Genomic DNA, 12,806 nt, shown 5'->3' with positions numbered 1-12,806 from the left:
GTCTGCTTGGTCCGGCAGGCACGATCTTCAGCTTGCCGTTGTGACGCGAGCGGAAAAGCCGCATAAAGCAAGTCAGGCAGATCTGGGTGGCCGGGTGCTGTCGCGGAAGATCAGGTCCACCGGCCATACTTCCTGGCATTCGCTTGGGCTTTTGCCATCAATGAGGTCGGCCGCGATTTCGGCAATGCGTTCGCCGGCGCGATGGATGGACGAGAAGGTGGTGGTCAGCGGCGGGTGATGCGCCTCCGGCCGTATCGAGCTGATGCCGTCGTCATGGGCGATCACCGATATGTCGGAGCCTATCGCCAGCCCGCGGTCGCGAATGGCGCGGCAAGCGCCGATGGCCGAGAAGATGCTGGAACAGATGATGGCGGTCGGCGGGGTTGCGCTCGCCAGCATGTCGGCCGTCAGCCTATATCCGGCCTCGTCGGTCATGATGTCGGACCGGTTGAGGGCATCCGATGCCTCCAGCCCGGACCGAAGGAGGGCGGAACGCCAGCCGGCTTCGCGGTCGACGGCGAAGGCCTGGCGCACGTCGCCATTGACGAGGCCGATGTGCCGGTGACCGAGGCCCACGAGCAATTCGGCAGCTTGGCGGAAGGCGCCCTCGTTGTCGATGTCGAGAAAGGCGTATGGCAGCGCCGACTTGGTGCGGCCATGCACCACGCAGGGGATGCCGAGCTTGTCGAGCAGTGGAACACGCTGATCCTCGATGAGCGGGCTCGAGAGCACGACGGCATCCACCGAGCCTCTCTGGGCGAGGCGGCGATAGCTCGCCTCCGCAGTGTCCAGGCTCGCGCTGACCAGAATGTCCATCTGCCGCCGGGCCGCGCTGTTGGTGAGGCCGGACAGGAAGTCGGTAAACAAGGGATCGAGCAGCGGGTCCTTGTCGGAAGGGAAGACGACGCCGATCGCTCCCGAATGCCCGGTCGCCAGCCGATGGGCGCTGGCGTTCGGCGAGTAATCGAAGCGTCGCGCGGCCGCGAGAACCCGCTCCCGCGTCTCAGGGCTGACGTCCTGATAACCGTTGAGGGCGCGACTGACCGTGCTCTGGGAAAGCCCGAGGTGACCTGCCAGTTCCTTGAGGTTCATGAAAGCGCCGGTGGGTGTGCATAATAGGGCGCCTGTATAGCGCCCGAGCTCGGAATTGTACAGCGCGTCAAGATTACAAAAGCGCTTTCATATGGAAACAAATCTATTCAAATCAAAGGGGTAGAACTAATCCGATCCGACAAAAGTATTATAAATACGTTGGATAAATGATGGACTGTGGCGTGGATAAAAGCATTGACAGGCGGACGAGGGCGATGTTACGGGAACAAAAGCGCTTTTGAAGAGATCCGATCGGTGATCGGGCAGTATAGGGGAGGGGTGCCGATGAGCGCTCCCTTGTTGACGCTGGGCGACCTTGGCGCGCGTTTCGCACGGCGACCGGAAAGCGTTCTCGATCTGGCCGACGATATCGCCACCCGCTTTGCCGCGCTGGGCGATGCCCATGTTCCCGCCCCTCTCGGTGCTGCCGCTCGAAATCTCCTCGCCCGTTGTCCTGATCCGTCCGCTCTGCCGCTTTGGGGCGTGCCTTACGTTGTCGGCGCCAATATCGACGTGGCAGGGCTTCCAACTTCGGCTGGTCTGTCGGCGCTCGACTTCCTGCCCGATTTCGACGCCGTCCTCGTGGAGCGGCTGCGCGCTGCCGGCGCTCTCTTGGTCGGCAAAGTGCCAGCCGATCCTCTCGACCTTGATGCGCCGGCCTTCGGTTCGTCGGAAGCGGTCGCTGCCGGCCTTGCCGCCTTCGCTATCGCCAGCGACCGGGCCGACATCGCCGGCCACGGGGTGGTCGAGGTTCGGCCGACCCCGGGGCTGATTTCCCTGGATGGCCTCTTTGGCATTGCCCCGGAACTCGACGATGTCGCCATCCACGCGGTTGACGTAGCCGGCGGCGCGGCGGTGCGCACGATTATCGGATGGTCCGGACCGACGGGGCTCAGGGCGCCCAAGCGGTTCGCCCGGCTTGGCCTGCTCGGCGGCGACAAGTCCTCAATGGTGCGGGACATCGGCGAGCGGCTCGGCCTGAAGACTGTCGCTGTGGATGCGGCGCTCTTTGCCGAAGCCGCTGCCCTGATGGAAGACGATATATGGCTGGCCCAGCGGCTTGATGACGTGGCGACGGCCTTCGTCGAGCGGCCGGACCTGTTTCCTCCCCGCTGTCGGCGTCGCCTTTCCCTGGCGCTGGACTGTCCCGCTCGCCAACTCGTTCAGGCTCAGCGTTGCCTTTCGGCGCTGCGTCGGCAGATCGACGCGGCCTTCTCGGATATCGATCTGCTGTTCGTCCCGCCCGCATTCGGCTCGGCCACCTTCACCAGCGCATGCGGCCTCACCGCCGTCGTGCTGCCGGACGGCGGCGCGCTGGTCGGTGCCGGCGGAGATGACGACCGTCTCGCCGCCGCGGCAGCTACCCTCATCGTTCCCAACCCATCGAGGTCCACTCGTCCGATTGACATCCAGGCGTCATCGCCGTTGGCTCATCGGTAGCAGGACCGAAGCTTGACGTGTGCCGGCTGCTTGGTCCCGACGGGGCCGCGTACGCCGGTGTTCGACCATTCCAAGGAGACTGAAGTGACTGCGAATCCCGCCCCGACGCTCTCGTCGCTGCCCACCGATCCCTGGCGTCTGGTCGAGACCCGCTGGGATGCCGACGCCAGTCTGCTGCGCGAGACGCTGTTCGCGCTCGGCAATGGCCACATCGGTACCCGTGGCAGTCACGACGAGGCCTGGTTGGGCGAGGCCGATGCCAGCATGGAAGGGACCTACGTCAACGGCTTCTACGACACCGAGGCAATCCGCTATCCCGAGAATGCCTATGGCTTCGCGCGCATCAACGAGTTCATGCTCAACCTGCCCAACGCCAAGGGTGTCGAGATCGCCGTGAACGGCGAGCGCTTCAACCTCGCGACCGGTGCGATCCTCGCCTACGAACGCAGCCTCGATTTTCGCGAGGGCGTTCTGGTCCGCAGCGTAGACTGGAAGTCGCCGGCCGGCCGGCGGGTGCGCATCGTTTCCAAGCGGCTCGTCAGCTTGTCCCGCAGTGCCATTCTCTCCCAACAGGTAACCGTGACGCCGCTCGATGCCGACGCCAGCATCGAGTTCGTCGCCACGCTCAACAGCAGGGTGCAGGGGGGCGAGGAAAGCTTCGATCCCCGCCTTGGGTCCGGTGCCTCGGCCAGGGCGCTTAGCGTCGTGGAAGCCAACGCCGGCCCTGGTCGGTCGGTCCTGGTCTCGCGAACCCACAATAGCGGGCTGACGCTCAGGATCGAAACGCGGGTCGGTCTGGTCGGTGGTGACGCCGGTTCGAGCGAGGCGTCGGAGACGAACGGCGTCCTTTCCCAGCGGTTCGGCGTCTCGGCCAAGGCCGGCGAAACCGTCACACTGGAAAAGATGACCGCCATCGTCACCAGTCGCGACGCCCCGGCCGACGAACTGGCCGCCCGCGCCGACGAGGCACTGAATGGAGCGCTTGCCGTTGGCTTTACGGGTCTCGCCGACGAACAGCGCACCCGCCTTGCTGCCTTCTGGGAGAAGGCCGACATCGAGATCGAAGGGGACGACGCCCTGTCGCAGGGCCTCCACTTCAACCTCTATCACCTCTTCCAGTCGATCGGCCGCGATGGTCGCACCAACATCGCCGCCAAGGGGCTGACGGGGGAGGGCTATGAAGGCCACTCCTTCTGGGACACCGAGATCTATGTCCTGCCGGTCTTCCTGCGCACCATGCCTGAGCTGGCGCGCGCCGTGCTTCAGCACCGCATCGGCTATCTCGACAAGGCGCGTGCCCGCGCTCGCGATCTCGGCCACATCCGTGGCGCGCTCTACCCCTGGCGGACCATAACCGGCGAGGAATGCTCGGCCTATTTTCCGGCCGGAACGGCGCAATATCACATCAACGCCGACATCGCCTTCGCCATCAAGCAGTATGTCGAAGCCACCGGTGATCTATCCTTGCTCGCCGATGGCGCGGCCGAACTGGTGTTCGAAACGGCGCGCGTCTGGGCGGATCTCGCCCATCTCGTCGACGGTGCCTTCCATATCGACGAGGTGACGGGGCCGGACGAGTACACGGCCCTCGTCAACAACAACTTCTACACCAACGTGATGGCCAAGACCCATCTGGCCTTCGCGGCCGAGATTGCAGGATGGATGAACCGGGAGAAGCCCGAGGCGTTTGCCAGGCTCTCCGAGCGTATCGACCTTGCCGGTGAGGAGATCGCCCACTGGTCCGACGTTTCGGACCGGTTGCGGCTGCCCTACGACGACAAGCTTGGCATCCACGCTCAGGACGATGTCTTCCTGTCCCGCAAGGTGTGGGACTTTGCCGGCACGCCGGCCGAAAACTATCCGCTGCTCCTGCACTACCATCCGCTGGTGATCTACCGTCATCAGGTCTGCAAGCAGGCCGACGTGTTGCTCGCCCTGTTCCTGCGCGGCGAGCTGTTCTCCAAGGCCGTGAAGCGGCGCGACTTCGACTATTACGAAGCCATCACCACCCACGACTCCTCGCTCTCCACCTGCATCCACTCGATCATTGCCGCGGAAGTCGGGCTGGATGAGCGGGCCTATGAGTTCTTCATGGATGCCGCCCGCATGGACATCGACAACAGCCATGGCAACACGTTCCACGGCGTCCATACGGCGGCGATGGGCGGCACGTGGATGAGTGTCGTGCATGGCTTCGCCGGCCTGAGGGCGATCAAGGGCGAGCTTCACTTTGCGCCGTCGCTGCCGAAGAGCTGGAGCCGCTATCGCTTCCGCCTTGTCGATCATGGGCGGACGCTGGAAGTCGCCGTATCGGCGGCCGGCACGGAGTTCCGGCTCGTCGAGGGCGAGGCCATTCGCCTGTTCCATCGCGGCGAACCGGTTGACCTCTCGGCAGCCGAGCCGACGCGCCGTGTGGCCTTGCCGAAGATCTTCGATAAGAAGCCCTTCAAGGCCGTCGTCTTCGATCTCGACGGCGTCATCACCGACACCGCGCGTTTCCATCACCTCGCCTGGAAGCGGTTGGCCGACACGCTCGGCATCGGTTTCGATGACGAGCTTGCAGAGAGTCTCAAGGGCATCGATCGCCGCATGTCCTTGCAGATGATCCTCGACAAGGGGGGTGTCACGCTGGAGCCGGCCGAGTTCGACCGCCTCGCCGACATGAAGAACGTCTGGTACAAGGAACTTATCGGTACCATGACCCGGGATGACCTTCTGCCCGGCGCCCTCGATACGCTTGAAGCCGTGCGCGCCGCCGGTCTCAAGATCGGACTCGCATCGGTCAGCCAGAACGCCCCGGCCATTCTCGACCGGCTCGGCATTGCCGACATGTTCGATACGGTGGTCGATGCGCGCCTGCTGAAGCGGGGCAAGCCCGATCCGGAAATCTTCCTGAAGGCGGCGGCTCAACTCGGGGCCGATCCGGCCGACTGCCTCGGCGTCGAGGACGCGGTAGCCGGTGTCGCCTCGATCAAGGGGGCAGGCATGGCGGCGCTGGGGATCGGCAAGTCGTCGGTTCTGACCGAAGCCGACGCGATCATACCCAGCCTCGACGACTTCGTGCTCGCCGACTACGTCGCCTGAGGGGCATCGACATCGGGCGGCCGACGCCGTGCGGGCGTCGGCCGCCCTTTACGCCACGTCCGATACTGGAATCCGGATGCGGCAGATGACGCCTGTCGGCTCGAAGTCCAGCGTAGTGCCGCCATGTGGCGAGTAGGAGAGGCTCCGCGCGATGACGGTATGCCCGAAACCCTTGCGGGAGAAGGACTTCACCGGCGGTCCGTCCTTCTCCGTCCACGTTACCTCGACGTAGGGCGCATCCGTTTTGGGGTGAATTTCCAGGTCGATTGAGCCCGTTTCCGCCGATAGCGCCCCGTATTTGGTCGCGTTGGTTGCGAGTTCGTGGAAGATCAGGCCCAGCGCGATGGCGGCACGCGGATAGAGGCTGAGATCGGCGCCGGTGATGTTGATGCGGTCGCTGCTGGTTTCCGTATAGGGCGATACCTCGGCGCTGAAGATCTGGCGCAGCGACAGGCTCTCCCAGGAGGCGCCGGCGAGCAGGTTGTGGGTGGCCGCGAGGGCCTCGATGCGGCCGCTGAACGACCCTTGAAACCCTTCCAGCGTTTCCTCGCTGGCGGCCGTGCGTTTGCTGATCGACAGCACCAGCGCCAAGGTGTTCTTGACGCGATGGTCGAGCTCGCGCATCAGCAGATGCATCTGCCGCTCGTCCTTCTTGCGCTGGGAGAGGTCGACCAGGGTCAGCACGCAGCCTTCGGGCCCGTCGTCCGATATGTTGAGCGGCGCGGCGCTGACGAGAACGTCCCGCGCGCCGGGCGACATGGGAGCGAAGGCTTCGATGCTGCGAAGCGGCGTTCCGGAGAGCGAGGACTCGACCAGCTCGCCGATCTCCAGGATGCCGGTCGCATCGGGAAACTTGAGCGGAATTGCCGCATCGAGCCGTGTGCCCACCAGCTTCTCGGTCGACAGCGCCTCGGCGGCGAAGTTGGCGTGGGTGATGGTGAGCGTGCGGTCGCAGACGATGACCGCCTCGTTCGCCGAGGCGATGATCGCATTGGCGATCCGTTGCGCTCGCTCCGCCGCTTCGGCACGGACGCGTTCGGTCAGGTCGGAGAAGGTGACGGCAAAGCCGCGCACCGTTCCGAGATGCACGGGGCGGGCGGAAACGAGGTAGTTGCGTTCGACGCCTCGCTCAAGGAAGGACACCGAAACGGGCGCCGCATCGTGACTGTCGGGGCTGACCAGTCGGCCGATGAGTTGCGACGCCGGCCCGGGAAGGATCTCGGAGAGGAGCTTGCCCTTCAAGCGATCCCAGTCCTCGGCGAAGATCTGACGGAAGCGGGCATTCGAATAGAGAAGGCGTCCGGCGGAATCGACGGCGACCGCACCGGGCTCCATGGCCTCCATGAAGTTTCTGAACGCCGAGGCGTCGTCGCCGATGACGAGAACCTCGTCCTTGCCTTCCCCTCCGACCACCACGGCGTCCACACTGCCGTCGCGAATGGCGGCCAGCGTCTCCTCGGCCTCGGCCGCCCGCTGCCTGAGGTCGTCGATGAGGCTTTGCAGCGCCTGTTCCTGAGAGTTCCGCATCATTCGACCTTGAGGTTGATCAGAACCTTCTGCTCATCGGAAAGATCGCCGATAATCTTTCGGATGGGAATGGGCAACTCTCTGACGAGAGTGGGAATCGCCACGATCTTGTGCTCGCGGGCGAGTTGCGGGTTCTTCTTGAGGTCGATGACCTCAATTCGATACTTTCCAGGCAGATGTTCCCGGCAGATACGCTCGAGGTTCGAGATGGCTGCCAGGGACTTGGGGGTTTCGCCCGCAACATAAAGGATCAGCTTGCGCGTGGAGGCCTCTTCCGTCGACATCGACATTCCCTATCAGTTGCCGCGAGATCTGCGCATCTCGGCTTCATCCGTCTCAATTTGTGTGCGGCGATCCGTTTCCAATTGCACGAGCCCCTGCAGTTCGGCCTCGTCGGCTTCCAGTTCGGACCGTAGAACCTCGATTTGAGCCAGCGTGCGCCGCCGTCGCTGCTCGATCAAATGCTGAGCCTTCTCGGCCTCGATCTCGCGCCGCTGTTCCCGTCGCCGCTCTTCGGCCTCTGCTATGCGTCTCGCCGCCCCGGTCAGGGCTTGGCCTTGGCCAACGTAGGGCAACACGAGACGGATGCCATCCTCCTCCATCACGAACTCCCGCACCTGGTTGGAGTGGCGGAGGCCACGCGCCTTGAGCAGGTAGAGCTCTCGGTTGAACTCGCCGTTGGACTCGCGGTTGAGCAGCAGGATCCAGGCGTCCATCAGCGAGGAAAGTCCGGACTCGGTTTCGATCACCGTCTGCCCGCTCTGGGTGAGATGGGTCAGAACCCCGGTAATGCCTTCCGACTTCAGAAAGTCGACGATGCGCAGCAGCATGGCGTGCACTTCCGTCCGGTCCCCGGTTTCGGTGAAGGCCGACAAAGGATCGAGAACGAAGACATCCGGGCGGAATGCCAACGCTTCCCGCAGCATCAGCGCGAGATGCATTTCAAGGCTGTAGAACGTTGGGCGCGCCGCCACATATCTCAGCTTGTCATCGGCGATGTGCTTTCCGAGGTCGATGCCCAGCGAGCGCATGTTGCGAACCGTCTGGTCCTGCGACTCCTCGAAAGAGAAATAAAGGGCCTTCTGACCCGCTTTGCAGGCCGCGTCCACGAAGCACGCCGCAAGGGACGATTTTCCCGAGCCGGCCACGCCGGAAATGAGAATGCTCGACCCGCGATGAAAGCCGCCACCTCCCACCATGGCGTCGAGATCGGCGACGCCCGTGCTCACCCGCTCGTCGAATACCCGGTGATTGAGGCCGAGCGAGGAGACCGGCAGCACCGAGAAGCCGCCCTGATCGATCAGGAACGGGTACTCATTGGTTCCATGACTGGAGCCACGGTACTTCACGATCCGGAGCCGTCGCGTCGAAATCTGGTTTTGGACGCGGTGATCCAGCAGCAGGACGCAGTCCGAGACGTATTCCTCCAACCCCTGCCGGGTCAGCGCTCCGTCGCCCCGCTCGCCGGTGATGACCGTCGTGAGGCCGCGATCCTTCAGCCAGTCGAACAGGCGGCGGATTTCCGCACGCAGAACGGCCTGGTTGGTGAAGGCCGAAAAAAGGCTCTCGATCGTGTCGAGGACCACCCGTTTGGCACCGATGGAGTCGATGGCAAGTTCCAGACGCAGGAACAGTCCTTCGAGGTCGAAGTCGCCGATCTCAGCCACTTCCGACGGATCGACCGCGATGTGCTCGATGACCACCTTCTCTGTCTCGATCAGCACGTCAAGGTCGAAGCCGAGCGATGCCACGTTCTCGATAATATCGCTCGGGCGCTCCTCGAAGCTGACGAAAACGCCGGGCTCGTCGAGCTCACGCGCGCCATGAACAAGAAAGGTCGCTGCGAAAAGCGTCTTGCCGCACCCGGCGGTGCCGCAGACGAGCGTCGGCCGTCCCTTGGGAAGACCGCCGAGCGTGAGGTCGTCGAAGCCGGAGATGCCGGTGGGGGACTTGGCGAGGGATTTCGTCGAGAGGCGACTATCGGACATGTTTTACTCGCGAAGGGAAACGAAGCGAGGCGCAGTCCAATCCGTTAGGGCAAGAACAGGCTCGCCTACTTGCGAATTGGTCTCAGCTTTAACAGGCCTGCGGCTCGTCACAAAACGATTTCGGAAAATGGGCACTGGTCTTAAAGTGGGGCTGCCGAACGCCCCGCCAACAGGTTGGCACGCAATTATATTCAGGAAATGGAATGTGGTCGACCCGCAATCGACCCGCCGGCCTCGCCGAAGGACACGAACGCGGCCATACCCGCCGGACCCAAGGGCTCAGAAGGGGTCGGGTGGCGCGTTTTCCGGGGGTTGATGCTGTTCGGAGCGCTGCTTTTTAAGCTCCTGCTCGGCAGACATGAGGAGCATGACGAGTACCGAAGCTTCGAGGGCCTTTGCCGCTTCGATAAGGCGGGGCAGTTCGTGGCTGAGTGTCAAAGCTTTCTCATCCATCGCCATCTCCGAAGATGCTCGAGACGATGCGACATCGTCCTCGGTACCTGCCCTACAGCTTATGCTCGTCCTTGAAGCCGGAAAAGAGGGTGCCAAGCCCTCGCTTTGCCGCCAGACGATCGATCTCGTCCGGAGGGAGGTAATCCTCTCCGAACCAGGGGTATTTCTCCTGATCGAACGAAGCCTTGATCCAGTCGATGGTCTGCCTCATATGGCGAAATTCCACGATATCAGGATGATAGCAGAGCCAGATATCCCGCTTCAGCATGTATTCGCGGGCGACGTGGTGCAGCTTATGGGTCACCAGCCGGGCGTAGGTCGGCAGAGCCGTCACGCCGGCGCCATGCGTCGCGGCCAGGACCTGTGCCGACGCGGTGTTGACCCGCAAGGCGACGAAGCTGCGAGTGTCGTCTTCCGGCAGTTCGTCCTTGAGTGCCCCGCTCTGGATCTGAGGAGCGCTGATCTCGATGAAGCGGTGGCGGGGAATGTCCTGTGACGTCTCGATGATGCCATTGCGGGAGATGTAGTCGCCGGAGGCGAACAGGACGATGTGAAGCCAGCCGAGGCGGACCACCTTCAACTCCTCGTCCGCCGGCCGTTCGAGCTGGACCGCGATGTCCACCTCCAGTCCGGACACGTCGGGCACGCGCATGTCGTTGCGGAAATCGACCTGGATCCCCGGTGCGCGCTCGAACAGATCCACCAACCGGGGAACCAGCCAGAAGGCGCCGAGCCCTTCGGTGGCTCCCACCCGAACCGTGGCCCGAAGGCCGCGCTTGGAACGTGACGACAGGCGGGCAAGCGCGCGCGCCTGCTCTAGCATCGCCTGCGCCGTTTCCTCCACCTTGCGTCCTTCTTCGGTGAGTTCGACCCCCTTCGCCGAACGGGTCAGCAATACGGCGTTGATCTTGTGCTCGAGTGTTTCGATGCGGCGACGCAATGCGTTGACGGACACGCCGCTTTCCAACGACGCCGCCCGGAAGCTGGAGAGTCGCGCAACCAGCAGGAATACGCGGACGTCATCCCAGTTGATATCCAGTTCGGCCGGTCCATCACCGTGTTCCATCTACCTCACCACCCCGCGTCAAAATCGGATGCACGGAACAGCCTCCGAATTGGCTACGCTTAAATCCAGATTGAAATGGGATGTGCTCATTGAGAACGAGGGGAACAATGAATTCTCACGCTCGAAATTACGAACAAACACCCGATTTCTATTCGTCCCGCCACATTGATCGTATCGATTACTCGAAATACGGCCGGAACATTTCTGTCTTCAGCCCCTCCAGCGAAATTATTGCAGATCTCATGAGAAAAGCGACCCCTGAAATTCAAGGGGTTGCCAGTCTTGAAACCGTCATGCGCATCTACACGCGCAATCCCGACACCATCCTGGCCATCGGTCGCGGTCAGTGGCGCGAAAAGGCCGGCAACGGGCCTCTCGGCTTCGTTTGTCTCCTGTCTCTCAATCAGGATGGCCTCGATGCCCTCTTCGATGGTCGCATGGACACCGGTGCCCCTGCCGATCGCTTCATCGCCCGTCAATGGGAGAAGCCGGTCGCCATCTACTTTTGGGGCATCTACATCTCCCCGGCGATTGCCGGCGGCATCTCGCTCGTCATGGAGCGCCTGACATCGGACAAGTTCCGCGGTTTGCCGGTGTTTTGCAAGGCTGCCAACGACAAGGCCCGTCATCTGTTCGAGAGCATCGGCTTCACGATGGGCGCCCGGCACGGCGACACCTATGCCCCCGGTATCATGACCTGCCGCCGTCTGACCGACGAGGAGCGGCAGGACGAGTTCGATATGCCGCGCGCGCCCTACGATACCTGGCACCCTGGTGCCCCTGGCGTGACCGGCCGGCGCAATGCGGTCGGCATTACCGTCGTTCACGACGTCAACCAGCTTCTGATGGTCCATGCCATCCGGGCGGCCACCTACCTTGCAGAACAGTCCATTCCCTTCGCCGAGGATGTCGACGGCAACGACCTCACCGCGACGCACCTGCTCGGGTTCGTTGGTGACGAGCCGGCCGGCTGCCTGCGCATTCGCTACTTTGCGGGGTTCGTGAAACTGGAGCGGTTGGCCGTGTTGCCTCGCTTCCGCAAGAGCCGGCTGGCGTTGAAGCTGGTGAAGGCGGGCATCGAACTCTGCCGCACCAAGGGCTACACGCGCTTCTACGGCCAGACCGCGGCGAATGTCGCTCCCATCTGGCAGCACTTCGGTTTCGTCCTGCGCGAAGGCACGGGCATCAACTACCTGACCGACGAAACCTACTACGAGGCCGATCTTGTCGTTCCTCCGGCCGAGGACGCGCTGTCGCCGGACTCCGGCGCCGCCGTGCTCGTGCGGCCGGAAGGGCAGTGGAATCGGCCCGGCATCCTGGAAAGAATATCGGGTGATCAATGAGCGCTAAAATCGACGACCCCATAATGGACGAGCAGACCTATGCCGGTGACGTCCATCGTCCCATGAACATCCGGGCGATGATGACGATGATCGACTATCTGATGCCGCAGGCACGGGAAGTCAGCGTGTCCGCCGCTCTGCTGCTCGGCCTCGCCAACGCGGAACTCTCGGGCCTTCTGGCCCTCCAAACGGATCCGGACGTCGTCGATCTCGACGAGCGTCGACGTCGCCATTGAGCGTGTCGGTATCGTTCAGCCGTCGTGACTGGCACGCGACATGGAGATGACGAGATCGAGCAGGTGTCGGCGAACGGTCGGATCGCTGATGCCGAGGAAGGCGTTGTTGAGCTTGATGCCTTCCGAGCTCTTCACGAACTGATCGAACTCGTCGGGCGCCGAGGCGACCGCCCCACCCGTGTCTCGCCCCTCTTGGGCGTCATACGTGCTGGTCTCGAAGAAATACCCGATCGGTACGCCAAGATAGTTGGCTATCGCCAACAGCCGCCCGGCACCGACGCGGGTCGCCCCCTTCTCGTACTTCTGAACCTGCTGGAAGGTCACGCCGAGCGCCTGGCCGAGCTTTTCCTGCGAGATACCCAGGATCATGCGCCGCATGCGGATGCGAGTCCCGACGTGGACGTCGGCGGGGTTGGGGACTTTCTTCTTGGCGGTATCAGGCTCCATTCACGCACTCCCTACCAGCATCCGCGGTCCGGGCTGGGTTCTGTTCACGCGATTGCCATTGCCGTTCGAGGCTCGTCGCCATGGCGCAGCGGTTCGTCTGTGTCCTTTTACTTGGAACGGCGTCACATGC

At 63.2% G+C, this 12,806-nt stretch carries 11 protein-coding genes; 4 read left to right on the top strand and 7 right to left on the bottom strand.

Annotation, left to right across the window (positions count from 1 at the left end):
• Positions 1-72: 72 nt before the first annotated feature.
• Positions 73-1,092, bottom strand: coding sequence for a substrate-binding domain-containing protein (locus QQZ18_RS10645; RefSeq protein WP_284540855.1), 1,020 nt, complete (start codon positions 1,090-1,092; stop codon positions 73-75).
• A 285-nt stretch (positions 1,093-1,377) separates the two neighbouring features.
• Between QQZ18_RS10645 and QQZ18_RS10640 the strand changes: the two genes are divergently transcribed.
• Both QQZ18_RS10640 and pgmB read left to right on the top strand, forming a co-directional pair.
• Positions 1,378-2,532 (top strand): amidase family protein, encoded by a 1,155-nt coding sequence (locus QQZ18_RS10640; protein ID WP_284540854.1) that lies wholly within the window; start codon positions 1,378-1,380, stop codon positions 2,530-2,532.
• A gap of 84 nt (positions 2,533-2,616) precedes the next feature.
• Positions 2,617-5,616, top strand: coding sequence for a beta-phosphoglucomutase (gene pgmB, locus QQZ18_RS10635; protein WP_284540853.1), 3,000 nt, complete (start codon positions 2,617-2,619; stop codon positions 5,614-5,616).
• A 48-nt stretch (positions 5,617-5,664) separates the two neighbouring features.
• On the opposite strand, the gene QQZ18_RS10630 is transcribed toward pgmB, so the two are convergent.
• From QQZ18_RS10630 to QQZ18_RS10610, 5 genes are all read right to left on the bottom strand, one after another.
• Positions 5,665-7,146 carry a sensor histidine kinase gene (locus tag QQZ18_RS10630; RefSeq protein WP_284540852.1) on the bottom strand — a complete coding sequence of 494 codons (1,482 nt, stop codon included), beginning with the start codon at positions 7,144-7,146 and terminating at the stop codon, positions 5,665-5,667.
• Positions 7,143-7,433: a circadian clock KaiB family protein gene (locus tag QQZ18_RS10625; protein ID WP_371875408.1), complete on the bottom strand. Its 291-nt coding sequence runs from the start codon at positions 7,431-7,433 to the stop codon at positions 7,143-7,145. The genes QQZ18_RS10630 and QQZ18_RS10625 overlap by 4 nt, the downstream gene beginning before the upstream one ends.
• 6 nt (positions 7,434-7,439) lie before the next feature.
• Positions 7,440-9,131: a circadian clock protein KaiC gene (kaiC, locus tag QQZ18_RS10620; protein ID WP_284540851.1), complete on the bottom strand. Its 1,692-nt coding sequence runs from the start codon at positions 9,129-9,131 to the stop codon at positions 7,440-7,442.
• A gap of 279 nt (positions 9,132-9,410) precedes the next feature.
• Positions 9,411-9,584, bottom strand: coding sequence for a hypothetical protein (locus QQZ18_RS10615; protein WP_284540850.1), 174 nt, complete (start codon positions 9,582-9,584; stop codon positions 9,411-9,413).
• Positions 9,585-9,636: 52 nt separating this feature from the next.
• The gene (locus QQZ18_RS10610) at positions 9,637-10,650 is read right to left on the bottom strand and encodes a LysR family transcriptional regulator (RefSeq protein ID WP_284540849.1); all 1,014 of its coding nucleotides are present in this window, start codon (positions 10,648-10,650) and stop codon (positions 9,637-9,639) included.
• Positions 10,651-10,943: 293 nt separating this feature from the next.
• On the opposite strand from QQZ18_RS10610, the gene QQZ18_RS10605 reads away from it, so the two are divergent.
• Complete coding sequence (locus QQZ18_RS10605) at positions 10,944-11,993, top strand: GNAT family N-acetyltransferase (RefSeq protein WP_284540848.1); 1,050 nt, start codon at positions 10,944-10,946, stop codon at positions 11,991-11,993.
• A complete protein-coding gene (locus QQZ18_RS10600; RefSeq protein WP_284540847.1) occupies positions 11,990-12,229 on the top strand; it encodes a hypothetical protein in 240 nt (79 codons plus the stop codon). Before QQZ18_RS10605 ends, QQZ18_RS10600 begins: the two co-directional genes overlap by 4 nt.
• 15 nt (positions 12,230-12,244) lie before the next feature.
• Here QQZ18_RS10600 and QQZ18_RS10595 read toward each other — a convergent pair whose 3' ends face one another.
• A complete protein-coding gene (locus QQZ18_RS10595) occupies positions 12,245-12,676 on the bottom strand; it encodes a helix-turn-helix domain-containing protein (protein ID WP_284540846.1) in 432 nt (143 codons plus the stop codon).
• Positions 12,677-12,806: the final 130 nt, after the last annotated feature.

Source organism: Pleomorphomonas sp. T1.2MG-36 (assembly GCF_950100655.1).
Classification (GTDB): domain Bacteria; phylum Pseudomonadota; class Alphaproteobacteria; order Rhizobiales; family Pleomorphomonadaceae; genus Pleomorphomonas.
Note: the sequence above shows the minus strand (reverse complement) of the source record. Positions and strands in the feature narration are given on the sequence as shown.

Excerpts from the sequence above, each read along its gene's own strand:
- QQZ18_RS10645 (WP_284540855.1), bottom strand. The coding sequence starts at position 1,092 with ATGAACCTCAAGGAACTGGCAGGTCACCTCGGGCTTTCCCAGAGCACG.
- QQZ18_RS10640 (WP_284540854.1), top strand. The coding sequence starts at position 1,378 with ATGAGCGCTCCCTTGTTGACGCTGGGCGACCTTGGCGCGCGTTTCGCA.
- QQZ18_RS10630 (WP_284540852.1), bottom strand. The coding sequence starts at position 7,146 with ATGATGCGGAACTCTCAGGAACAGGCGCTGCAAAGCCTCATCGACGAC.
- QQZ18_RS10625 (WP_371875408.1), bottom strand. The coding sequence starts at position 7,433 with ATGTCGATGTCGACGGAAGAGGCCTCCACGCGCAAGCTGATCCTTTAT.
- kaiC (WP_284540851.1), bottom strand. The coding sequence starts at position 9,131 with ATGTCCGATAGTCGCCTCTCGACGAAATCCCTCGCCAAGTCCCCCACC.
- QQZ18_RS10615 (WP_284540850.1), bottom strand. The coding sequence starts at position 9,584 with ATGGATGAGAAAGCTTTGACACTCAGCCACGAACTGCCCCGCCTTATC.
- QQZ18_RS10610 (WP_284540849.1), bottom strand. The coding sequence starts at position 10,650 with ATGGAACACGGTGATGGACCGGCCGAACTGGATATCAACTGGGATGAC.
- QQZ18_RS10605 (WP_284540848.1), top strand. The coding sequence starts at position 10,944 with ATGCGCATCTACACGCGCAATCCCGACACCATCCTGGCCATCGGTCGC.
- QQZ18_RS10600 (WP_284540847.1), top strand. The coding sequence starts at position 11,990 with ATGAGCGCTAAAATCGACGACCCCATAATGGACGAGCAGACCTATGCC.
- QQZ18_RS10595 (WP_284540846.1), bottom strand. The coding sequence starts at position 12,676 with ATGGAGCCTGATACCGCCAAGAAGAAAGTCCCCAACCCCGCCGACGTC.